20 protein-coding genes are annotated in these 23,925 nt (G+C 46.3%); 14 read left to right on the top strand and 6 right to left on the bottom strand.

Features of this window, described 5'->3' with window-relative positions; all coding sequences use genetic code 11:
* Nucleotides 1–45 precede the first annotated feature (45 nt).
* From BM210_RS03705 to BM210_RS34620, 5 genes are all read left to right on the top strand, one after another.
* Complete coding sequence (locus BM210_RS03705; protein WP_091164472.1) at nucleotides 46–825, top strand: SDR family NAD(P)-dependent oxidoreductase; 780 nt, start codon at nucleotides 46–48, stop codon at nucleotides 823–825.
* Nucleotides 826–1,094: 269 nt separating this feature from the next.
* Nucleotides 1,095–1,268: a hypothetical protein gene (locus BM210_RS34625; protein ID WP_177237605.1), complete on the top strand. Its 174-nt coding sequence runs from the start codon at nucleotides 1,095–1,097 to the stop codon at nucleotides 1,266–1,268.
* 15 nt (nucleotides 1,269–1,283) lie between these two features.
* Complete coding sequence (locus BM210_RS03700; RefSeq protein ID WP_256223225.1) at nucleotides 1,284–4,547, top strand: DEAD/DEAH box helicase; 3,264 nt, start codon at nucleotides 1,284–1,286, stop codon at nucleotides 4,545–4,547.
* Nucleotides 4,481–5,683, top strand: coding sequence for an Lhr family ATP-dependent helicase (locus tag BM210_RS35555; protein WP_256223224.1), 1,203 nt, complete (start codon nucleotides 4,481–4,483; stop codon nucleotides 5,681–5,683). Before BM210_RS03700 ends, BM210_RS35555 begins: the two co-directional genes overlap by 67 nt.
* Before the next feature lie 70 nt (nucleotides 5,684–5,753).
* The gene (locus BM210_RS34620; RefSeq protein ID WP_177237604.1) at nucleotides 5,754–5,906 is read left to right on the top strand and encodes a hypothetical protein; all 153 of its coding nucleotides are present in this window, start codon (nucleotides 5,754–5,756) and stop codon (nucleotides 5,904–5,906) included.
* 108 nt (nucleotides 5,907–6,014) lie between these two features.
* Here the strand turns inward: BM210_RS34620 and BM210_RS03695 are convergent, their stop codons facing one another.
* The 5 genes from BM210_RS03695 to BM210_RS03680 all read right to left on the bottom strand — a co-directional run bounded on the left by BM210_RS03695 (nucleotide 6,015) and on the right by BM210_RS03680 (nucleotide 10,972).
* Nucleotides 6,015–7,214, bottom strand: a complete 1,200-nt coding sequence (locus tag BM210_RS03695) for a Ger(x)C family spore germination protein (RefSeq protein ID WP_177237603.1) — start codon at nucleotides 7,212–7,214, stop codon at nucleotides 6,015–6,017.
* Between the two features lie 2 nt (nucleotides 7,215–7,216).
* Nucleotides 7,217–8,731: a spore germination protein gene (locus tag BM210_RS03690; protein ID WP_091164468.1), complete on the bottom strand. Its 1,515-nt coding sequence runs from the start codon at nucleotides 8,729–8,731 to the stop codon at nucleotides 7,217–7,219.
* A gap of 33 nt (nucleotides 8,732–8,764) precedes the next feature.
* Nucleotides 8,765–9,865, bottom strand: a complete 1,101-nt coding sequence (locus BM210_RS03685) for a GerAB/ArcD/ProY family transporter (RefSeq protein ID WP_177237602.1) — start codon at nucleotides 9,863–9,865, stop codon at nucleotides 8,765–8,767.
* Nucleotides 9,866–9,881: 16 nt separating this feature from the next.
* Nucleotides 9,882–10,118: a hypothetical protein gene (locus BM210_RS34215; protein WP_143100984.1), complete on the bottom strand. Its 237-nt coding sequence runs from the start codon at nucleotides 10,116–10,118 to the stop codon at nucleotides 9,882–9,884.
* 224 nt (nucleotides 10,119–10,342) lie between these two features.
* Nucleotides 10,343–10,972: a DUF1796 family putative cysteine peptidase gene (locus BM210_RS03680; RefSeq protein WP_091164465.1), complete on the bottom strand. Its 630-nt coding sequence runs from the start codon at nucleotides 10,970–10,972 to the stop codon at nucleotides 10,343–10,345.
* 302 nt (nucleotides 10,973–11,274) lie between these two features.
* On the opposite strand from BM210_RS03680, the gene BM210_RS03675 reads away from it, so the two are divergent.
* On the top strand, nucleotides 11,275–11,469 hold the full coding sequence (locus tag BM210_RS03675) for a hypothetical protein (RefSeq protein WP_091164462.1): 195 nt from the start codon (nucleotides 11,275–11,277) through the stop codon (nucleotides 11,467–11,469).
* 107 nt (nucleotides 11,470–11,576) lie between these two features.
* On the opposite strand, the gene BM210_RS03670 is transcribed toward BM210_RS03675, so the two are convergent.
* Entirely contained in the window at nucleotides 11,577–12,494 is a 918-nt protein-coding gene (locus BM210_RS03670; protein ID WP_091164459.1) for an AraC family transcriptional regulator, read from the bottom strand.
* A 252-nt stretch (nucleotides 12,495–12,746) separates the two neighbouring features.
* On the opposite strand from BM210_RS03670, the gene BM210_RS03665 reads away from it, so the two are divergent.
* The 8 genes from BM210_RS03665 to BM210_RS03630 all read left to right on the top strand — a co-directional run bounded on the left by BM210_RS03665 (nucleotide 12,747) and on the right by BM210_RS03630 (nucleotide 23,911).
* Nucleotides 12,747–14,276, top strand: coding sequence for an extracellular solute-binding protein (locus BM210_RS03665; protein WP_091164457.1), 1,530 nt, complete (start codon nucleotides 12,747–12,749; stop codon nucleotides 14,274–14,276).
* Nucleotides 14,277–14,328: 52 nt separating this feature from the next.
* On the top strand, nucleotides 14,329–16,455 hold the full coding sequence (locus BM210_RS03660; protein WP_091164455.1) for a glycoside hydrolase family 52 protein: 2,127 nt from the start codon (nucleotides 14,329–14,331) through the stop codon (nucleotides 16,453–16,455).
* Between the two features lie 206 nt (nucleotides 16,456–16,661).
* Nucleotides 16,662–17,816: a Gfo/Idh/MocA family protein gene (locus BM210_RS03655; RefSeq protein WP_091164452.1), complete on the top strand. Its 1,155-nt coding sequence runs from the start codon at nucleotides 16,662–16,664 to the stop codon at nucleotides 17,814–17,816.
* Between the two features lie 19 nt (nucleotides 17,817–17,835).
* Entirely contained in the window at nucleotides 17,836–19,410 is a 1,575-nt protein-coding gene (locus BM210_RS03650) for a glycoside hydrolase family 43 protein (protein ID WP_091164451.1), read from the top strand.
* Between the two features lie 31 nt (nucleotides 19,411–19,441).
* Nucleotides 19,442–20,530, top strand: a complete 1,089-nt coding sequence (locus BM210_RS03645; RefSeq protein WP_091164449.1) for a Gfo/Idh/MocA family protein — start codon at nucleotides 19,442–19,444, stop codon at nucleotides 20,528–20,530.
* A gap of 42 nt (nucleotides 20,531–20,572) precedes the next feature.
* Nucleotides 20,573–21,484 (top strand): ABC transporter permease, encoded by a 912-nt coding sequence (locus BM210_RS03640; protein ID WP_256223223.1) that lies wholly within the window; start codon nucleotides 20,573–20,575, stop codon nucleotides 21,482–21,484.
* 18 nt (nucleotides 21,485–21,502) lie between these two features.
* Nucleotides 21,503–22,351, top strand: coding sequence for a carbohydrate ABC transporter permease (locus tag BM210_RS03635; protein WP_091164447.1), 849 nt, complete (start codon nucleotides 21,503–21,505; stop codon nucleotides 22,349–22,351).
* A 27-nt stretch (nucleotides 22,352–22,378) separates the two neighbouring features.
* Complete coding sequence (locus BM210_RS03630; protein WP_091164445.1) at nucleotides 22,379–23,911, top strand: extracellular solute-binding protein; 1,533 nt, start codon at nucleotides 22,379–22,381, stop codon at nucleotides 23,909–23,911.
* The last annotated feature ends 14 nt before the right edge of the window (nucleotides 23,912–23,925 follow it).

Genomic DNA, 23,925 nt, shown 5'->3' with positions numbered 1-23,925 from the left:
CAATAGTAGAAGTGTACTTGTAGATGAAAGGATGAGGAAAAACCGATGAGTATTTGGGAAAAGTTTGCGATGAAGGATTATTGTTCAATCGTTACTGGAGGGGCGACCGGACTCGGTAAAGCGATGGCTGAGGCGCTTGCAGATATGGGATCGCATATCGTCATAGCTGATTTGGATTTACAGCGGGCAGAGCAAACGGCGGAAGCTCTACGCACGGCAAAAGGAGTTCGGGTGCTGGCTATTCAGGCGAATGTCACCCATCCTGAAGATGTACAGCGTATCGTCGAGGAGTCGCTCGCTGTGTTCGGTAAAATTGATGTGCTGGTCAATAATGCTGGTATCGTGCGGAACGCCAAAGCGGAGGAGATGTCCTTTAAGGATTGGTCCGATGTCATTAATGTGAATCTGCATGGTGTTTTTCTGATGGCACAAGCGGTAGGGAAAGTGATGATTCAGCAGCGCAAAGGTTCAATCGTGAATATTTCCTCGATGTCCGGAATAATCGTCAATACGCCTCAATGCCAAAGCTCTTATAATGCTTCAAAGGCCGCCGTCATTTCATTGACGAAAAGCTTGGCTGCAGAATGGGCAGCTCATTCGGTCCGGGTGAATACGATTGCTCCAGGGTATATGAAAACAGAGCTGACACAGCCCTTTTTTGATAACGGCGGGGATATGACGAAGCTGTGGATGGAACGGACTCCACTCGGCAGGCCGGGAGTTCCTGAGGACTTGGGCGGGATTGTCGTGTATCTGGCCTCCGAGGCTTCCGCTTACGCAACAGGAGGCGTATTCGTGGTAGACGGCGGGTATACGGTGTTGTAGCCATAACGCGAGATAGATCCATTCGGAGGATGACTGCAGACTAAGGCAGGTCATACCAAGTTAATCAGAGATAACAAATAGGGATAACAAAAGGAAATGACTAAAAAACGGTGCCGCGGATTCCAGGGGACCGTTTCTTTGTTGTTGCTGCAGTTGTTCAACAAAATGTATTGGAAATCAAAATGTCCAGTGAAGCCAGTTATTATCGTGGTTACGTTTATAGGTGTATAATAATGGTAACGATGATGCAAAGATTCAATTTATTTTAGATGAACCAAGAAACACACAGCCCGAGTGGAGAAAGCGGACTCTTTTGGAAAACGATGTATTTGCCTATGCAGATGGGTCTTACCTCATGGGCTAAGGATAGAAAGAATCCATTTGCCAACAGCGATTGGAATAAGGGGCTGCATGTCGCAGTCTTCCTGCTGTCCAGACGGTAGGTTCAGCTTAACCAAATGAATTTATATGATATCAATCCGATCTATACAAGGGGGATTCTGCTTAGATGGGAACAGTTGCTTATTTACAGCGAGTTCATCCGGTTCTGTTCTACGTGGTTCAAGGAAAGCTTTAATGAGCCTACGGACGTTCAAGTTCAGGCGTGGGCTTCCATTGAATCCGATCGTCATACGCTGATCGCTGCTCCAACGGGCTCAGGTAAAACCTTAGCCGCCATGCTGCCAGGCTTGCATCGTATTATTCAGTCCAAGCTGCATCCTGAAGGCGAAGAACGGCCTGGTGTCAAGCTGCTTTATATCACACCGCTCAAAGCATTAAATAATGATATTCACCATCATGTGGTTTCTTTTGCTGCGGAATTGGATAAGCTGGCCGAACGGACGGAGCTTAGCTGGCTTGGTCTTAAAGCTGCGGTTCGTACTGGAGATACACCTCAAAAGGTACGTGCTTCGATTTTGCGTAAGCCGCCGGATATTCTCGTTACGACCCCGGAAACGTTGTATTTGATGTTGACTTCCCAGAAGGCTCGGGAAATTCTACGATCTGTGGAGCAAGTGATTGTCGATGAAATTCATTATATCGCAGGCGATAAACGAGGCACTCACCTATCGCTTTCGTTGGAACGGTTGGAGGTGCTGTGCGAGAAATCGTTTCTTCGTATTGGCGTGTCTGCTACGCAAAAGCCTTTGGAGCGAGTGGCTGCTTTCTTGGGAGGCTGGGTAGATGACTCAGTCAGGCCCGTTAACATTATAGAAAGCATCGGTGATAAAAAATTTGAGCTGCGAGTGGCAGTACTCGATCATGACTCCGCTAAAGATAAAGAGGCGGTATGGTTTGCGATCATGGATCGTATTCTCAAGGAAATGGAAGGCTGCCGCTCGACGCTGATTTTTGTCAATAACCGCAGGCTGTGTGAGCGGCTGGCTCAGCAGTTGAATGATTATTGCGGCGGCGATTTCGCCAGCTCACACCATGGAAGCATTTCGCGCGAGCAGAGGCTGGAGGTTGAGCGGCGTCTAAAAGCGGGTGAGTTGAAATGCCTAATCGCCACTTCTTCGCTGGAGCTTGGAATTGATGTGGGCCAGATCGATCTGGTCATTCAAATTGATTCTCCACTGGCAGCCGCTACGGGTATACAGCGAATTGGCCGCGCTGGACATGGTGTAGGGGAGGTCAGCCGTGGTGTGATTATCGTTCGTCAGCGCAGCACGCTTCCTGAGGTGGCTGTGCTCAGCAGGATGATTCGGGAGAGGGATATTGAGCCAATCGTCATTCGGCGCAATCGAATCGATGTGCTGAATCAGCAGATTGTGGCGATGGTGGCAGCAGATGATTGGACTGTTGATCAGCTGTTATTGCTTGTGCGAGGCAGTGATTGCTACCATACGCTGACGCGCGACAAACTGGAAGCACTGCTGCGTGTGCTTTCCGGCTATTATCCGTTTGTCCGCCCTTTGATTGATTGGGATCTGGACACGGGGAAGCTGAGCAGCAGAAGCAGCAGCCGGATGGCTGCCGTTATGGGAACGGGTACGATACCGGGTAGCGGTAATTATCCGGTTTACCATATCGATAATCAGATCCAGCTCGGTGAGCTGGATGAGGAATATGTACACGAGAGCAAGGTCGGCGAGCTGTTTCAGCTGGGGGCTCAATCGTGGACGATTCGGGAAATACGAAATGATCGTATTTTGGTCAGTGAAACGGCTAACCGGATCAGCGAGATTCCTTTTTGGCGCAGTGAGGGTCTTGGGAGATCCTTTGAGCTTGGAGAGCAGGTAGGTACATTTTTGGCTGAAATTTGTGCTCGGTTGGAGGATCGGCAGGCGGATGTGGCTACCGTCGATTGGCTGGAGCAACTGTATGGCTTTGATGCACTTGCGGCAAATAGTCTGATTGAGCTGATCAGAAAGCAGCAGGCGGCAAGCGCGGTTCCGACTCACCGCTCGATTGTGATTGAGCAGTATCAGGATGCAATGAACCAAACCCACGTTATTCTCCACAATGTGTGGGGACGCAGGCTGAATCGGACGTGGCAGATTGTGCTGGAGCATTTAATAGAGAGCAAGCTGCAATACCGTCCTTATATGGGAGCAAAGGATAATGGAATCGAGATGATTTTTCGGGAGTGGGACCCGGAGTGGCTATCCTCGATTTGGCAGGCTGCAGCAGCATCGGTTGACCCGATTCTGATGGAGGCGATGGGCCGTTCACCGATGTTTGCTATCACCTTTCGCCGGATGGCGGAGGTGGGGCTGCTGCTGTCACGGCAGTTTACACGGACACCGATGTGGCAAAAGCGCCTGCGCAGCGAGGAGCTGCTAAAGGAAGTGCTGCCTTATGCCGAGCAGTTTCCTTTTTTTGAGGCGGCAATTACAGAATGCTTCGAGGAGCATCTGGATGCCGATGGTCTCAAATATGTGCTGAACGGACTGGAGTCAGGAAGTATTGAGGTCAAAATCACGGAAAGCCGCTTCCCCTCTCCGTGGGCTAATCAATTTATGTGGGACTACGTGAATACTCAAATTTACGAGTCCGATGCGCTCAGCAGTGAGCTGCAAATGCAGGTGATGAATATTAACCGCGAGCTGGCAGGTGCTGTATTCGGGGCCTCTGCGGTTGGAGTTGTGTATGAGCCTGAAGTATTGGCAGCGGAGCGGCAGCGACTGCAAGGAAAGCCACAAGGCCCGAATGAATTGGCTGCCTTGCTGAAAAGACGAGGCGATCTAACTTCGAACGAGCTGGAAGAAACTTGCGGAGAGCATGCTGAAACTTGGGTTCAGCAGCTTGAGGCGCAAGGTATCATTATCCGTTGCCAAGTGGGCGGTGAGTCGAGATGGATCAGTCGAGATGAACAGCAAACCTATGAGCAGTTTCCACTTGAACCCACTTCGGTTACATTCGTGCTTAACCGTTATATTGATGGCCGACTGTCTTTCTCGGAAGCGGAGCTGAGACGAAGATATCTTCTAAATGAGGGGCAATCTCAGCAGCTGATCGGGAAATGGGAGCAGGAGCGGCGTATCGAGCGTACTCCATTCAGCGAAGCTGATCTCGTCTATTTAATTGAAGGGCAGGTAGAGAATCAACCGAGAAGTGGTGGCCTTCAGCTGAAAGGCAGTGGTCAGGCAGCAAGGTTTGCGATCGGATCACGCGTCTTTCCCTCCAACACTTCCGTAATGCGGGTGAGCCTGTGGCATCGGCTCGTCTTGGACTTATGCTCCTGCAGCGGCACCACCTGCTGCCGGGTCAGCAATTAAAGGGTATCGACAGTCTGCGCCATGCGGTGACCCTGCTGCAGGGAATCTTTTTACCTTATTCGCAATGGGAGCAGCTGATTTTCCCATCTAGGGTAGCAGGTTACCAGAAGTCTGATCTTGATCTGCTGTGCGCTTCAGGCGAGGTCATATGGATGGGCCGTAAGGAGGCTAACGAAAAGGAAGGAAAGATCGCCTTTTTTCTAGCAGATTCGGTCTCACTCTACTGTCCCTTTATACCGACCACAACGGAAACGGCACATCCCGAGCTGCTTGCTCTGCTTCGTGCCAGAGGTGCAAGCTTTTTAACCCGACTGTCCACTGAATCAGGTCTAGTCCCTTCCGTTATGTTGGCCAAGCTGTTCGATCTCGTTTGGGAGGGTCATATCTCGAACGATCAGTGGTCTCCATTGCGAAATTACAGCGCGGCCAAAGGCAAGCTGAATCCCAAAATGGGCTCGGGTCTCGGACGTTGGTATCCTGTTGAATCACTGGGGGGTACTTCCATTCCCCTTGAGGAATCGGCGCTTGCCTGGGTCAGACATTTACTGCTTAATCACGGAATCATTACTAAAGAGGTCGTCTCCCAATATGCGCCTTTTTTATGGGAGAACATGCTGAAGGTGCTCAAGCGTCTGGAGGAGCTCGGAACGCTCACTCGCGGACTGTTCGTCAAAGGAATTAACTCGATGCAATTTATGGAGCGTGATGTCATTGGTATGCTCCGTCAGCCAAGCGAAGTGCAAACTGCTGTTGAGGGTTCCGAGCGTGCTGTGGCGATCCATGCGGCAGATCCCACCGATGTATTCGGAACTGTTGTGCCGTGGCCGGAGGTAGAAGGGATTCACTTTACACGCAAACAAGGTAATTTTCTTGTGTATCATAAGGGAATGTGGGTGTGCTGGCTGGAAAATTACGGGCGCAAAATCGTGTTTCTGAAGGACGAGTATAATCAGAATCCTGAGCTGCTGCTGCCGATTTTCCGTCAGATGCTGGATTACGGCAAATCCCGCAAAATCGTGATCGATTCGTGGAACGGCCAACAAGCGGTCAATTCACCCGAAGGTCAACTGCTGCTTAAACGCGGGGCGGAGCGGGATCGCAATTCACTTGTATTTTGGCCGAGCACCTTGGGTTAAACGTATCTGATTAGACAACCCTGGATATGGGTAAGATACCTTATCAAACTACAGGTGAGGCGGGCTAAATATGGACGAAATTATGAAACAAACCAGAATCAACTGGCATCATTTCCTGTCCAACTTTTACTTGATCCTTCATGATAATAGTATGGATAGGGAATTAAAAGCTGCGTTTATGAAAAAAGCTTATACCCATACACTCAAAACCATGGATTTATAGAGGGTGTAGATATAGGCGTATAGCGAAGCGGCAAGTGTATGAATATAAATATTTCTAAAGCTTAACACGATTGCGTTAATTCGCGTTCGTTAAGCTTTTTTTGCATGATTATTCTTCGGTTTGGTGGTCAACGGATTGAACAATGGTTCCCATGCGTCTAAATATGGTATCCACGTGCGCATCTACCTCCAATTGTTTAAATTCCTCATTCCAGTCTTTGAATTGAGACCAGATTTTAGGATTTTTTTGGTGAATGAGCTCACCGAAACCGAAAATATCGGTTGCATATTGTTTTTGTACCTTGTGAATGGAGCTTTCAATCATTTTTTCTAATTTCTGATCACTTTCCTCCTTCAATTTATTGAGCACTGGCTGTTGTGTAATATCGATATCACACTCGATGTCAGATATATTTTGCTCCACACGGACCTTAATATCAACAATCGGTTTTCCATTTTTGATTCGGGTATCCATGTACGATCGTACGTTTACAACATCAACGGTTATATTGCCATCTTGGTTAGGACAGGAAAGATAACCAACCGTTTGATTGACCGTATTTTGCACGTAGTTCAGCGCTTTTGTCTCTTCCTCGCCAATCCAGCCTACCATGCGGTCTAACTTGAAAATGGCCATGCCTGAATATTTTAATAAGGTCGGGGGCGAAATTATCTCAGTATTCATGGTGCTTTCGCCAATTTTCTTATTCCCGACAATTTCAACACCTGTCAACGCAGGGTTTTTGCCCTTAGCGCTAAGTTCCTGAATCAGCTTGTCGAGTGTGATTTTACCCGTTGCGGCCCAGAGCTTATCAGAGACCTCAAGCGTTGTATATAAATTATTAGCGGGAATCGGATCCATGCGGCTGAAGATTTTTAATACCTCGGAGGCATATGAATTTTTGGCAATGATCAGATAAAAATCTGTCCGCATTTGCGGGCTTCTGGATATAAAATCAAGCGGTTTGCTGATTCCCGATTTTGCCAGCTCTTCCCCCAGCACAATCATCCGTAAATGCGCAAAATAGAGCTTACGCGGTGCCTTAACCTCCATACGTCGCAGTGCTTCAGGTACTGTTTTGCCGCTTTCCTCAAAAGTAACGACCGGACTGGAACTACTGCTCACCCCGCCTTTGGCAGCGACTCGGGTAGGATTCACGATCTGAACGCTCACCTTATACATACCGTCAATCTTATCGATGCCAAGTCCGACAACAATGCTGATCTGATTCAATTCATTGCGGTCCCAGCAGCCAGCAAGGAGTGGGATCAGCAAGCCTATGATCAAGCATGCAGGGAGTCGTCTCATCTTCATTCCTCCTGTTGGGTACGGCTCCTTTTTTGTCGAACCAGATTACGGGGCTTCAGGCTTTTGGGTCTGGTAATCATTCGCATCAACGGAAATCTGACGAGCGTATCCTTTTGATCTGATAATTGAAAGGGAGCAAAAGGTGACATGTAGGGGACCCCAAGTGAGGACAGGCCGCACATATGAATAACAAGCAGGATGATCCCCATAAAAATGCCAAACAGACCGAAGGACCCCCCAACAAGCATCAAACAAAAGCGTATAATGCGCGCTGCAATCCCCATATTGAAAGCGGGAATAACAAAATTGGCAATGGCAGTTATGGAGACTACAATAACCATACCTGCGGTGACCAATCCAGCTTCAACGGCTGCTTGTCCGACGACCAGCGTTCCCACAATAGAGATAGCCTGTCCGATCGTCTTGGGCATACGGACGCTGGCTTCCCGCAGGATTTCAAAGGTGATCTCCATAATCAGGGCTTCAATCAGGGCTGGAAAAGGTACCCCTTCGCGTTGGCCTGACAGGTTGTATAGCAAGGTTGTAGGAATCAATTCCTGATGAAACGTTGACAAGGCAATGTAGAGAGCGGGTGTTAATGTTGCGATAATGAGACATACAAACCGCAGTAAACGGATCATGGTAGCAAAATCACTTCGTTGGTAGTAATCCTCGCTGGATTGAAAAAATTGTGTGAATATGGCTGGAGCAAGCAGCGTGAACGGCGTGCCGTCTACCATAACCCCTATTCGAGCTTCCATTAATCCAGCTGCGACAACATCGGGCCGCTCTGTATTGTAAATGGTCGGAAATGGGGAATAACGCTGGTCTTGAAGAAATTCTTCGAGGTAGTTGCTTTCCAGCACACCATCGATATCGATTTGACTAAGTCTGCTGCGCACCTCTTCTACCAGTTCATCGGAGACCAGATTTTTTAAATAAACGAGAGCTATCTCGGTTTGGGTGATGGTGCCGATCTTAAACGTTTCGATCCATAAATGACGGCTGTTAATTTTACGACGCAGCATCGCAGTATTCCAGGAGAGCACCTCTGTAAAGCCTTCGCGAGGACCGCGTACGACGGATTGTACATTCGGCTCTTCAACTGTACGAGCCTTTACTTGCTTGGTACCGACGGACAGGCCGCAGGAGCAGCCGTCAATAAGCAGGATACTGCTTCCGGTAAGCAATCCATTGAATAGTTCCTCAAAGACTAAGACCTCTCTGACATCACCCTCAGAAATGACACTAACCTTGTAGTGATGGAGTAGGCTCTCAGGATCGGACAAATCCTGCGGCTCATAAGCATCGGCAAGCAGAGCCTGCAGCATGATCTGTGAATTGGAATAGCCTTCAACATAGATAATGGAAGCTTTCAGATACGTATTCTCGATTCCGTCAATCTGAAAATCCCTGAATTTGATATCGCCGCTGTTGCCCAAGGTTTGCTTGATATGCTGCAGGTTAGACTCAAGCTGAACGAATAGATTATCGTTCGTTTCGGCAGGATTGTGCATAGGTAGGGAAGGCACCCCATTTCGTAATAAAAATTATTTATCGCTGTTTACTCGCTGGCCGCGAATGAGCGATACACTGAATACCAGCAACGGAAGTACCAGCATGAACGTAAGGGAAAAGGCGGCCCAGCTGTGGGAGAGCAGATGGATGACAAATATCGTGTTGGGATAACACATGGACGAGAGCACAATCATCCCGATGGCTAAAGGCCAAATGAATGGTTTTTCATCCTTGATTTTGAATATTTGGGCTATTCCGAGGACAGTGGCATGAAACGTCAAAGTAATCTTTACGAATATGGATAAAATCCAGAGAAACATCATCAGGGATTCGATGCGTTCAAGAAACTCTCCGATGTTAATATGTTTGGCCAGCGCATAGGCAGGAAATAACTGATTGGCTGTAAGCGCGGGACCGAGAACAAGAATACTGGAGAGGGTCATAATAATAATGAGGCTGCCGCCGATCCCCATTCCCTTAATAAAGCTGTTTTTGCGTTCCTTGGCGCCAGCTGATACGTAGGGATAAAACATCAGCAGCACAAACATTTCCTGCAGGACCAGAAAATTGTAAGCACCTTTAAATACAGGTTTTATACCGAATTCGAGCAGCGGATACAGTTGGTCAAAGTGGAACTTTGGAATGGAAGGAAGAATGAGCAGGATAAACAGCCCCAACATCCATATAATAAAAATTTCGACCGCATGGGTATATACCTTCAGTCCTGCTCGTACAGCCATAATGATAACGAAAGTAAAGATGATTTTTAATATTTCCATAGGCGTGTCAGGCATGATTTGCGAGGTCAGAAACATCCCCACATCTCCGAGCATAAGGGAGGCTAGGATGTAGCAGAAACCTACAAACAGCAGTGATATGATTTTTCCGATCCAGGGACCGAGTGAGATTATACAATATTCAACGAATGTCTTATTCGGATAACGATTTCCGAGTGTAGTGTACAGCAGCACCAGCAAGATATTTATAAAAATTCCTAAGATACTTGCCATCCAGGCGTCTTGCTTGGCATCGGTTACCAAACCGCTAGGTGCGATTAGAATCGATGTCCCCACCGCAAACATAATAACGAGATTCATAAAAGAACGCGCCTTTATGGTTTCCTTTGAATCCATTGTCCACACGTCCTCTTCATTCAAATACGGAATAAATGACCTGATTGAATGGTTCAAATGTGGCATTGATCCATTCGAGCGGGTTGGGTAATGGGTATTGGAGTGCCTCCATAACGCTCAAGATACCAGCACCGCACATCAATAGCAGGAATAGGGAAAGCTCTTTAAATTTGCTTGCTCTCCATAAAGCAGGTGCCTCTAACGAGGATATAAGCATAATGACAACCAAAACTCCTGTTACGATCCATGCCATAGTTGCATATCCTTTCCTGCATATTATTGTTAAGATTCTCCGAAACAAGTTTTTTTAACCAAAATTTCCAGTTTCATTACCTGCTGCTTCAGACGAGCGAGCTATATTTTTATTTCGCAAAAAAAAGCGCTCGATGTTTGAACCTTGCAAGAAGACAAGGACATCGGTCGCCATCAATCCATACTGCATCTAAATAGGTAGCATTCCTGCCTCTTGCCTGCTTTTTAATGGCTTAGCATGAAGCCTTTCATAATGGTATTCCAAGCCTGATCCGATCCTCTCCAATCGCGTCCGCTTGGTACATTTACTGAGCACACCCCGTCGATTCCCCAATCTTCGTGCACCACCGAATTCAAGCCGCTGGAATGATTGTTAACTATTAATAAACGATATTTACCGTACATCATTGTATTTAAAGCGGCTTTTAATTGTATCGCTTCCTTTCTTGACGTTTGTGTTCTTACCAATAAAACGGGACTACTGAACCTTGCAGTTTTCAAAAAACGCTGCACCCTCCGGTCGATCTTCCCTTTGAAAGGGGGGTAGGCATCCCAAACCCGCTCTATCGTTAGGTACCGTGGGAAATCGTGAAAAGAGACCACCTCATAATCACTATCTCTTACAACAAAATGATCGTAGGTTCGGTCAATAAGCTGAAGATGGTCGAACTCCATAAATCCATAAAAGCGTTTGCGAATCAGCTGGACCAAATCAGGTACGGAATCAGAAATAAACCAATCCAAGGGACCTGCAAATTGACGCAATCCCAGTCTTTTTAACTGATAGGCGGTTTGACAAGTCGAACCTAAGCTCAGGTAGGCCTTATAAAAGCCTGTGCATTCATTCCATTTCATGGCGCTCACTCCTGGCACAGTAGCAAATTAATAAATATAAACACATTTGTCGGGAAAGCAGGGGTACACAAGGCTTACACCTAAAATAGTATATAAAGACACAGCAGTCTGCGTAACGGCTAATGACATATGACTAAATGATTTGAACGTGTGCAAATAAAAGCGGAGTGGTGCAGGTTTGTCTGCGTGGAGATTAGCGGCGAGTAAGACGGGGATTGGATAAAAATATAGGAAGCATTCATCTTGTTCTCATAAAAGCTTAATGTTGGATTGATAAGCTTTGCTACAAAGGAGTGATAAATATGACATCTTCTTATTTTAACGAATGGCTGGATGAATATAATGATTACATAACCCTGTATGAAATTTTTGGGGACAAGGAATATTTGGAGGAAGCTCGCGAAGTGCTTATTAGTTTGAAAGCTATTGTAGTTCGTGCTGAAAACTATCAAAAGATCTTACACAAAATCATGAATGGTACCATAAATGCTTCCTGAACTATGGAGCTGCACATTACACTTCTTATATTAAAACACTGACCCTGACAGAAGTATGTCAGGGTCAGACGCACGAAAATAATTAAAATGTGAATCCACATCCCAAACTACAAAGATCTCGATCTAGAAGCTTGCGTCTGTGGATCCGTGTTCTCTCTGTATTCGCTTGGTGTGATGTCAGTCCATCTTTTAAATTGACGGCTAAAATGGGGACTGGTCCGATACCCGAGCATCATCGCAATATGGTCCACAGATAAGTCGGTTTGCAGCAGCAGGCGTTGGGCTTCGTTCAACAAAATTTCAGACAAATATTTACGCGGGGCTTTGCCATACACCTGATGAAAAATGCGATTGACTTGAGAAGGACTCATGTTAACCGATTTGGCAATATCCTGTACCCAGGTTCGTCCATTTTCGTGAGTCTGCCCATGCAGCAAAAGAGTTTGTACGGAGTCTTCAATCTGCTCGGCAATTTGACTGGCTAAAACTTCTTTTTTGGTTAGCATGACATTATCGGATTGCGATAGCTCGTCAATCAGGCTTCCTAACAGATCAAAAACGGCGGAATGAACCTTCATGCTTTTGGAGGTGGACAAAATCGTGCTTTTGCTCTCAATGGAGAGATCGTATAAAGCCGATAGTGCAGGTTGAATGCCTATTGCCAGCTGCGAGGATGCGGGATAAGAGGTCGTCTGATGATGTTCAAGCTCTTTGGAGAAAATACGGTCAATGACACTGAAGTGCACGCAGAAGTAAGTGAAGCCCTGTGGCCCTGAAGATTTACAGGAATGGGTAACACCAGGCCTAATAAACAGAATATCCCCTTTAGTTTGATGATAAGTCTGCCCATCGACGACCATCTCCATCTCCCCATCAACGACCCAATGGATTTCATACATAGGGTGCTCATGCGATGGATAGCTCCAGAGCGAATCAACTTTTCGTCCATGCAGCCCCATGAGCTGAACGGTAATTCGAAGGTCGGGAAGCCGTCCCATCTCGAATTGATCGGAATAGCTTTTCATTGTTTTCAAGCCCCTTTTACTGAAATCCATGTTGTCTATTATAGTATAACACCGGTTTCGTTTAGAAAAAAATGCGCGAAAAGGGTAAATTCGATCCATGATTAGTGTATCGTCAATCGCAGAGTATAGTGGTATGTTAGTATTACTACTAAACAAGAAAGGACAAATCAGCGGGTTGGAGCATTTTATTCACTTAATGAAAACGATTTCAATGAGAAAATCGCTTTATGATTAAAATTATGGAGGTCAACCATGCGTACATTGGACACTAAAAAAAGAAGTGCTGTTGTCATTACTTCAATCCTCACAATGTCGTTGTTAGCCGGCTGTACGAGCAATTCCAACAATTCCGCTCCTTCAAGTAGTGCAGCACAAGGACCAGAGCCGTTACCCATCAAAATCTCCTTGAACTTTGACGGAAAAGACATTCCGCAGCCCGGTAATGAGGCACAAAAGGCTATCGAGGCGTATACGAACACGAAGCTCTCCATTAACTTAATATCGAGCAATGACTTTTGCAGCAAGCTTCCCGTCATGATCGCTTCGGGCGACCTGCCGCAAATTCTTGCAAGCTGTGGAGCTCCGAATCAATCGTACTTGATTAGTGCAGCGCAGAATGGGGCTTTCTGGGATATTGGTCCCTATATCAAAGATTACAAAAATTTGTCGTTAATGTCGCAGGCTGTGTACGATAATGTGAAGATCGATGGCAAGCTGTACGGAATTCCGCGGTATCGCCCTTTTGCCCGCTATGCTTATACGTACCGGAAAGACTGGTTAGCGAATGTCGGTTTACAGCAGCCCAAAACGATTGATGATTTATACAATATGTTTAAAGCGTTTACAAACAATGACCCGGATAAAAATGGGGTTAACGATACTTACGGGCTCACAATGATGATTAAGAATGATTCCTTAAGACCGGATTTTGGCGTAACGTTCGGCGCCCCTAATGCTTGGGCGTTGAAGGATGGTAAGTATATAAAATCGGAGGAAACTCCGGAGTATTTCGAGGCCATGAAGTTTACGAAAAAATTGTATGATGAAAAATTGATCAATCAGGATTTTGCTACGATCGATGTTCCTAAATTTGAAGCCAACTTGGAAAATGCCAAAAGCGGTGTCATTAATGAGGCTACCAACAAAATACTGACTTTTGAAACTCGTGTAAAAAGCCATAATCCGAATGCAGTAATGGATGCTTTCAGTATTGTAGAAGGCCCAAAAGGAAAGTTCATTAATGGCGAACGCGGTTCCAACGGCATTCTGATGTTCCCCAAATCGAGTGTCAAAACAGAAGCAGACTTAAAGCAATTGCTTGGTTTTATCGACAAGCTGTCGGATAAACCGATGGCCGATTTGCTGGAATGGGGCATTCAAGGCAAGCATTATGATCTGAAGGATGGAAAAGCGGTCAGAACGAACCAGGATGCCTTCGACAACGAAGTTGGATTCCCGTATAAATTTCCGCTTGAAACGATACCTGTAACCAAAATCAGAACTGAGGGCGTTCTCGACCCTATGACTAAGCTGCAGATCCAACTCGAAGAAGATAACGATAAATACGCGGTTCTTGATCCAACGATAGTATTGATTTCGCCGACGTGGGCAACCAAAGGCCAAGAGCTGACACAGATTTTACTGGATGCAAAAGTGAAATTCATTATGGGTAAAATTGATGAGAATGGCTGGAAGGCCGCCATAGAAAAATTTAAAGGCGCAGGCGGAGATCAAACTGCCAAAGAATATGCAGAAGCTTACGCTAAGACACAAAAGAAATAAGTAAGCATAGACATTCAGTAATTTGCAACTATTTTTAACTTGGGAGGACTTCATGACGGATCGAATATTTTTTAATGCGCACCATTCACCTATCGGTGCATTTGCCAGCTTTACTTTGGGATTTCGCGGCGCAAAGGGCGGGTTGGGACTTGAGCTCGGCAAGCCTGCCGACCAAAATGTATTCATTGGCTTGCAATCCGATGATGGCAGCTTGTATGAGGCTCTGCCTTTCTTTGCGGATGCCGAGGATGAAAGTACAAGATACGACGTGGAAAAAGCGGAAGAGACCGAACCTACAAACAAGCAGCGTCTTGTAGGTTTCCCTGCACAAAGCATCGTTCGCGATTACAGAGTGGGTACGGATACATGGAAAGCCGGGGAGCTTACATTTCGGATTTATTCACCGGTACGCAGTGTTCCCGATCCACTGACAGCCGCAGCCGATCTATTGAAAGAAGCGCTCGTTCCTGCCGTTTTTGCCGAGCTGACAATAGATAATACGAAAGGCACCCACACAAGGCGGGCATTCTTCGGTTATCAGGGCAATGATCCTTATAGTGCGATGAGAAGGTTGGATGATACAAGCAAAGGGCGATTCAAAGGAGTAGGGCAGGGGCTTAACACGGCTATTGTATCCTTGGATCCAGATACTTCTTCCGCGCAAGGCTTCACGATGGAGAGGATTCTTAGCAATCCTCTTAAAGAAAATTGGACATTCGGTCTTGGCGGATGCGGTGCCCTAATTACGGATGTTGCGGCTGGGGAGAAGAAAACAGTGCGTTATGCGATCTGTTTTTATCGTGGAGGCATTGTCACGGCTGGGATGGATACGTCCTACTTGTATACGCGCTTTTTCAAAAATATCGAAGAAGTTTCGGTTTACGCACTTGAAAATTATGATGCACTGGTCTTATCGTGTGAACAATCGAATGAAATGGTTGATACCGCACGACTATCTGATGACCAAAAGTTTATGCTTGCTCATGCTATCCGCAGCTATTACGGCAATACACAATTGCTGGATTATGAAGGCGATCCCTTCTGGGTTGTCAACGAAGGTGAGTATCGGATGATGAACACCTTCGATTTAACGGCAGACCAGTTGTTCTATGAGCTGAAGATGAACCCATGGACCGTGCGTAACGAGCTGGATATGTTTGTGCGACGGTACAGTTATGAGGATCAAGTAAGCTTTCCCGATGATCCAACCTTATATCTCGGCGGTATCAGCTTTACCCATGATATGGGTGTAGCCAATGTGTTCTCCCGACCACAGTATTCATCCTACGAAATATCCGGTATTAAAGATTGCTTCTCCTACATGACTCATGAGCAACTGGTCAACTGGATATGCTGTGCGGTCGTGTACATTGAGCAGACAGGGGACAGCGATTTTCTGAACCGTCATCTGGCAACGCTTAAGCAATGCTTCGACAGCATGCTGAACCGGGATCATCCTATTCCCGATCAGCGCAATGGGATCATGGGACTTGACAGCAGCCGGACGATGGGTGGAGCGGAAATATCAACCTACGACAGCTTGGACATTTCACTGGGGCAGGCGCGTAACAACATTTATATGGCAGGCAAATGCTGGGCCGCTTATGTTGCACTTGAGAAGCTGTTCAGCAGTGTTGGTGAAGAACAATTATCTGCTGAAGCAGGCAGACAAGCTGAGCGATGTGCAGCAACGCTTACCTCCAACATGACAGATCAAGGCTATATTCCAGCAGTAATTAGTGAGAATAACGATTCGAAAATTATTCCGGCCATTGAGGGGATGATTTTCCCTTATTTTGCGGGGTGCAGGGAAGCTTTGGCTGAGAATGGCAGGTTCGGTCCATATATTCAGGCTTTGAAGCAGCACTTAGCTGCCGTTTTGGTCCCAGACATTTGCCTGTTTCCTGATGGAGGCTGGAAGCTGTCTTCAACCAGCAGCAATTCATGGCTTAGTAAAATTTATTTATGCCAGTTTATTTCCCGGAAAATGATGGGTTTCCCGCAGGATGAGAAGGCTGATGCAGCGCACGTTGCTTGGTTGAAGCATCCAGAGCATTCCTATTGGAGCTGGAGCGACCAAATTCTTGCCGGGGTTATTATTGGCAGCAAATATTATCCTCGTGGTGTAACGGCGATATTGTGGCTGCTGGAACAGACAGAAATTGAAGGAAACGAATAAATTAGAGAACGTCTAGAAGTCCGGTGAAGAAGTCTCCGCTGGGCGGCCAATATCGGGAAACAAAGGCGAACGCTAACGCTTCTCCCAGATCATTTGGCCACTCCGCTCTATGTTCACCAGACTTCTAGATGGTTAGAGCGTGTTGTAAAAGAGTAGTGGAGTACCCTTTATTAGTAGGATCAATTTATAACAGGAGGTTTTTATTCATGATCAGAGTAGCGGTAGTAGGTACAGGCGGTATATCGGTAGCTCACTTGGCAGCCTATACTTCTTTTCCAGAGCGATGCCAGATCGTCGCATTATGCGATATTTATCCGGAAAAGGCAGTTGTTTTAAAGGAGAAATACAACCTGGATTGCGACATCGTCAGTGATTCCGCAGATATTGCTTCAAGAGACGATATCGACTTGGTTTCTATTTGTACACCACCTTATACACACGCTGATTTATCTGTTCAATTCTTGAATGCCGGCAAGCATGTGTTGGTGGAGAAACCGATGTCCTCCTCGTTAGCTGAATGCGATCGGATGATTGCAGCGGCAGAGAAAGCGCAGAAAATCTTGTCCGTAGTCGGTCAAAACCGCTTCCGCGATCCGATCATGAAATTGAAGCAGGTGCTGGATTCAGGGAAAATGGGCAAAGTGGTACATGCTCAGGTGGAATCGTACTGGTGGCGCGGACATGTTTATTACGATCTCTGGTGGAGAGGCACATGGGAGAAGGAAGGCGGAGGCTGCACGTTAAATCATGCGGTGCATCACATTGACATGCTGCAATGGATGATGGGGATGCCGACCAAGGTGCAAGCGATCATGAGCAATACTTCACATGACAATGCGGAAGTAGAAGACTTATCTATCGCCGTATTGTCTTATGCCAACGGTTCGCTGGCGCAAATCACGAGCTCGGTTGTGCATCATGGTGAAGAACAGCAGCTTATTTTTCAAGGGGAAAAGGCGAGAGTCTCCGCTCCGTGGAAAGTATACGCTTCCGTTCCCAAAGAAAATGGATTCCCTATCAAAAATGTAGACTTGGAAAACGAAATTGAAAAGTTGTACAACGAGCTGCCTTCGGTACCTTACAGTGGACATCAAGGACAAATTGATAATGTACTGTCAGCTATAGAAAATGATATTTTGACCGTGTTGGTCGATGGCTATGAGGGAAAGAAGACGCTTGAGCTGATTACCGCGATTTATATGGCAGCTAGCACAGGGCAACAGGTCGAATTGCCTCTACAGCCGGACAGTCCGTTCTATACAAGAGAAGGTATAATGGCAAATGCTACCCATTTCTACGAAAAGAAGAATTCGGTAATCGGGTTTGCCAAAAACGATATTACGTTAGGCGGTAAATATTAATAGAGGAGGCCTACCTACCATGCAGACGATTTCGAATCCGATCTTGAAAGGATTTAATCCCGATCCTTCCATTCTTAGAGTTGGAGAAGATTATTATATCGCAACCTCGACGTTCGAGTGGTTTCCTGGTGTTCAGATTCATCATTCGAAGGATCTGGTGCATTGGCGGCTTTTAACTCGACCCTTGAACCGTATTTCACAGCTGAACATGGAGGGGGAGCTCAATTCAGGCGGCGTATGGGCTCCCTGCCTAACCTATGATGAGGGTCTTTTCTATTTAATATTTACGGATGTGAAGAGCAGAAAAGGGGCATTTAAGGATACCCATAATTATATGGTAACCGCTCCTGATATTATGGGCCCGTGGTCGGAACCCATTTTTCTGAACAGCAGCGGATTCGATCCTTCGCTTTTTCATGATGACGATGGACGAAAATGGCTGGTCAATATGCTGTGGGATCATCGCAAAGGAAACAATAAATTCGCAGGCACAGCGCTGCAGGAATATTCAGTGAAAGAACGCAAGCTGATCGGTCCGGTCATCAATATTTTCAAAGGGACGGAGCTTAAGCTCACCGAAGGGCCGCATTTGTACAAAAAGAACGGGTTTTATTATTTAATGACCGCTGAAGGCGGTACCCAATATAACCATGCGGTGACGATGGCGAGAGCTGAGTCCATTGAAGGACCCTACGAGGTGGACCCAACCAATCCCATCCTCACATCCGCCGGTAAACCGGATTTGGAGCTGCAAAAAGCGGGGCATGGCTCGTTGGTGGAAACACATACCGGAGAATGGTATTTAGCCCATCTATGTGCCAGACCGGTTAAGGATAAATACTGCAATTTAGGTAGAGAGACAGCTTTACAGCGCTGTTATTGGACGGAGGATCATTGGCTTAGGGTTGATGAGGGCAATTGGCCACAATCCAGCGTTAAGGCTCCGAGGATCGAGCCGTTTGCGTTTGAAGCGGAACCTGCAGTGGATGATTTTGATGCTGCGAGTCTTGGCGTCGTGTGGAATACACTGCGGATTGCCCCGGAACCGGATTGGCTTTCCTTGACCGAGCGACCTGGGTTTCTGCGTCTGAAGGGTATGGAATCGATGAGCTCACTTCATAGGCAAAGTCTTGTAGCCCGCAGGCAGCAAGCATTTCATTGCGAAGCTGAAACCGTAGTGGAATTTGAACCTAATAATTTCCAGCAGATGGCGGGTTTGATTCTTTACTACGATACGGAGGATTACATCTATTTACGGATTACTCACCATGAGACACATGGGAAATGCTTGGGGATTATTCAATCGGTCAATGGCGTGTATGATGAGCTGTTGGATAGCGATATCCCACTGCAGAACATCACACGGTGTAAGCTAAAAGCAATTATCAATCGCGAAACGCTGCAGTTTTATTATGCAGCCGAAGGTGCAGAATGGACAGCTATCGGTCCAGTCATAGACATTTGTCACTTATCGGATGATTTTCCTGATTATATTCGTTTTACGGGAACCTTTATCGGCATGTGCGCTCAGGATTTAAGTGGGACCCGAAAACATGCTGATTTTGATTCATTTTCATATATAGAGATTGTTTAAACCACTATTAAAGGAAAAGGCGGTGGAATCGATGGGAAAACCAGCAACTTTCAGCATCATTGGCGGCAGCGGATTTCGCGCACAATATTTTTTGAGAATAGCGCAAGCACTGCCAGAGCAATTTCGTATCAGTGGAATGGTTGTTCGTGACGAATCCAAAGGTCGGGACATGGAAGAACAATGGCATGTAGCGACCTATCGAAATCTGGAACAGCTTTTGGCAAATGAACAGCCGGATTTCGTTGTATTATCCGTAAGTGCATCCGCTGCTTTCGATTATATGGTGGAGCTGACAGAGCGAGGCATACCCGTACTTGCGGAAACGCCTCCGGCTCCCAATCTTGACGGTTTATACCAAGTATACGACAAGCTTGTCCGCCATGGAGCGCGGATTCAAGTAGCCGAGCAGTATCAGTTTCATCCGGTACAAGAAGCACGGACAGCTATTATTCAGTCAGGACAATTAGGCAGCGTGAATCAGGTGACTGTATCCATCACTCAATTTTATCATGCTGTAAGCTTAATTCGGAAAATGCTCGGAGTCCGCTTTGAGGAAGTCAAAATAAAGGCGATGCGATTTGAATCCAATTGGGTTGCCGGTCCTAACCGCAGCGGTCCTCCTACAGAGGATAAATTAGTCAAATCCGAGAGAGATTTAGCCTGGCTGGATTTTGGCGGCAAGCTCGGTATTTACGATTTTACGAAGGATCAGCATCGTTCATGGACACGTTCCAATCATATGAGCATCAGGGGAGAGCGCGGAGAAATATTCGATAACCGTATCAGCATACAGGACGCTTCCTGCACGCAGATTCAATCGGAATTAAAGCGCATCAACAAGGGTGAATATGAGAATGCAGAGGGTTACTTCCTTAAGGGTATTATGGCGGGAGAACGTTGGGTATACGAAAATCCTTTTTTGCCTGCAAGGCTGTATGACGATGAGATCGCCATTGCAGCCTGCCTGAAAAAAATGGCTGATTACGCCGCAGGCGGACCAAGTTTCTATGGACTGCCAGAAGCGTCCCAAGATCATTACATCGGGATGTTGATTCAGCAGGCAATAGAGTCAGGGGAAACTGTAGTATCGGTTCGTCAACCATGGGCTGAGAGTGATTAAAGGACAGCTGCAGAATTCAAACAGGATGAGGTGAAGAACATCATGCAGGTACAGCTGGTCATGAGAGAAATGTGGAAATACCGCTGGTTATATTTGTTTATGGTTCCCGGGATTATTTATTTCTTTCTATTTAAATATGTCCCTTTGTGGGGCGTAATCATGGCATTCAAAAATTACCAGCCTTTTGCCGGATTGATGCAAAGCGAATGGGTCGGATTGGCGCATTTCAAACGGTTTTTCGGGATGCCGGAGTTTTGGATGCTATTCCGAAACACAATCGTTATCGGGCTGTACAGCCTTTTAATATTTTTCCCGATAACCATTGTTCTGGCTTTGCTGCTGAATGAAGTACGCAGAGAGATGTTCAAACGATTTGTGCAAACCCTTGTTTATATTCCGCATTTCCTTTCGTGGGTAGTTATTGCCGGTATCTCTTACGTGCTGCTGACTACAGAGGGCGGTATCATTAATCAGATATTAATAGGGCTGGGGCATCAACCTGCTGAATTTTTAACTAGCGAATACTGGTTCCGGCCTTTGATTGTTATTCAAATGATATGGAAAGACGCGGGCTGGGGTACGATTATTTTCCTGGCAGCCCTCGCTGGAGTGAACCTGCAATTATATGAAGCCGCCCGTATGGATGGCGCGAATCGGTTTCAGCAGCTTTGGCATGTGACGCTGCCGGCGATTCGAAGCGTTATTGTGATTCTCTTCATCCTGAGACTTGGAAGCTTTCTTGATCTGGGATTTGAGCAGATCTTCCTGATGGTCAATTCGGTTAACCGTGAAGTCGGCGAAGTGTTTGATACTTATGTGTACCGCGTTGGTTTACAGCAAGGCCAATTCAGTTATAGCGCTGCGGTCGGGCTGTTCAAATCAGTGGTGGGACTCGTCCTGGTGCTCATGGCAAACAAGATCGCCAAATGGTTTGGCGAAGAGGGAATATATTAAGCAAAGGTGGAGAGCACCATGCATCACAATCAGACTTTTGGTGAAAAAATATTCGAAATGTGCAATTACGTCCTACTTGGATTGATCGGCTTGCTTACGTTTTTACCTTTCGTATACGTCATTATCACTTCTTTCTCTGCAGATACCTCGGGATGGCCGAGTGATTATAATCTGGACGCGTACCGCTACATCTTCTCCACGAAAACATTTGTGAGAAGCTTAGGCGTTTCGATTTACATTACCTTGCTGGGAACAGCTCTAAGCTTGCTTACGACTGCATTGATGGCGTATTCACTGTCTTATAAGCAGCTTCCCGGCCGAAGCAAAATCATGCTGCTCGTGTTATTCACTATGCTTTTTCAAGGCGGACTTATTCCCACTTATTTCGTGGTCAAAGAGCTGCATATGATTGATTCGCTGTGGGCGCTTATGATTCCCGGCTTGGTTAGCGCTTTTTATTTAATCATATTACGAGATTTCTTTTCCAGCGTGCCGACCGAGCTGATCGAATCCGCCAAGATGGACGGCGCTCATGAGATTGTTGTGTTGTTAAGAATCGTTTTACCTCTTTCGCTGCCGTCGCTCGCCGCTTTTGGTTTGTTTTATGCCGTTGGTATATGGAATCAATATTTCAATGCGATTATGTTCATCAATACACCGGATAAATGGCCGGTCCAGGTACTGCTCAGACAGATCGTTGTGTTGGCGTCCGGCGGTTTAGGCGATGGCGGCGAATCGGTGGCCTTCTATGGTGAATCCGTGAAAATGGCGGTTATCGTCGTGTCCACGATTCCTATTATGATCGTTTATCCGTTCCTGCAGAAGCATTTTGCCAAGGGTGCCTTAATGGGCTCAGTAAAAGGTTAAAAAAAATTACAACTCGGAGGACTTAACATGAAAGCAGTTAAAGTTAAAAAATTAGGCACACTCACAGCAGCAGCCCTCATCGTGACATCCGTATTAGCCGGATGCGGCGATTCCAAAACCAGCGCACCAGCACAAGGTACAGCAGCTCCAGGAGCAACGGCACCTTTACCTATTAAAATGGTACTGAATTTTGACGGTAAGGAGTTTCCGCAGCCTGGAAACACGGCTCAAACGGAAATAGAGAAATACACGAATACGAAGCTTCAGATTAGCGCCATATCCAGTAATGACTTTTGCAGCAAGCTTCCGGTTATGATTGCTTCCGGCGATCTGCCGCAAATTATTGCAAGCTGTGGAACCCCGAGCCAATCGTATCTGATCAGCGCCGTACAAAGCGGAGCCTTTTGGGATATTACACCTTTTATAAAAGATTATAAAAATTTGGCGCAAATGCCGCAGTTGGTCTACGACAATATCAAGATTGACGGCAAAGTATTTGGAGTACCGAGGTATCGTCCGATTTCCCGATATACATTTGCTTATCGCAAAGACTGGTTGGATAATGTAGGGCTGCAGCAGCCTAAGACGGTTGACGATTTATATAACATGTTAAAAGCCTTTACAAATAACGATCCCGACAAAAATGGAAAAAATGATACATTTGGTATTACGGCGATGATCAAGAATTCATCCTTAAGCCCGGATTTTGGGGTCTTGTTCGGTGCACCATACACTTGGGGTGTGAAGGACGGCAAGTTCATCAAGGCTGAAGAAACGCCTGAATATCTGGAAAGTCTGAAGTTTACGAAGAAATTGTATGATGAAAAATTAATGAATCAGGATTTCGCTTCAATTGATATTCCGAAAAACGAAGGGGATTTGGAAAACGGCAAGGCAGGTGTTATTAGTGCAGCTACCAACAACCTGATCGCTTTCCAAAGCCGAGTTCAAAGCCATAACCCGAACGGAATCTTGGAACCATCGAGTGCGCTGGAAGGGCCAAAAGGCAAGTTTGTTCAAGGGGAACGCGGCTCTAACGGAATTCTGATGTTCCCTAAAGCAAGCGTTAAAACTGAAGCGGAATTAAAACAGCTGTTGGGCTTTATAGATAAATTGTCCGATAAACCGATGGCCGATTTGTTGGAGTGGGGAATTCAGGGCAAGCATTATGATCTGAAAGACGGTAAAGCGGTCCGCACGAATCAGGAAACCTACGATAACGAAGTCGGATTTCCGTATAACAAACCGTTGGTTACCGTTCCGCTGGAAGCTATCAAAACTCCGGGCCAGCTGGATCCTATGGTGAAGAAACAACTAGACGTAGAAGCTGATAACAGCAAGTATGCAGTCGTTGATCCGACGATGGTGCTGATTTCTCCGACCTGGACGACGAAGGGGCAGGAACTGCTGACTACATTAACAGATGCCAAGGTCAAGTATATCATGGGCAAAATAGACGAAGCTGGTTGGAAAGCAGCGATCGAGAAATATAAAAAGGCTGGCGGAGACCAAGCCGCACAAGAATATGCGGATGCTTATGCCAAAGCTCAAAAGAAATAAATCATGTCAGGAGG

It is taken from the genome of Paenibacillus sp. 1_12 (assembly GCF_900114475.1).
Lineage (GTDB): Bacteria > Bacillota > Bacilli > Paenibacillales > NBRC-103111 > Paenibacillus_S.
Note: the sequence above shows the minus strand (reverse complement) of the source record. Positions and strands in the feature narration are given on the sequence as shown.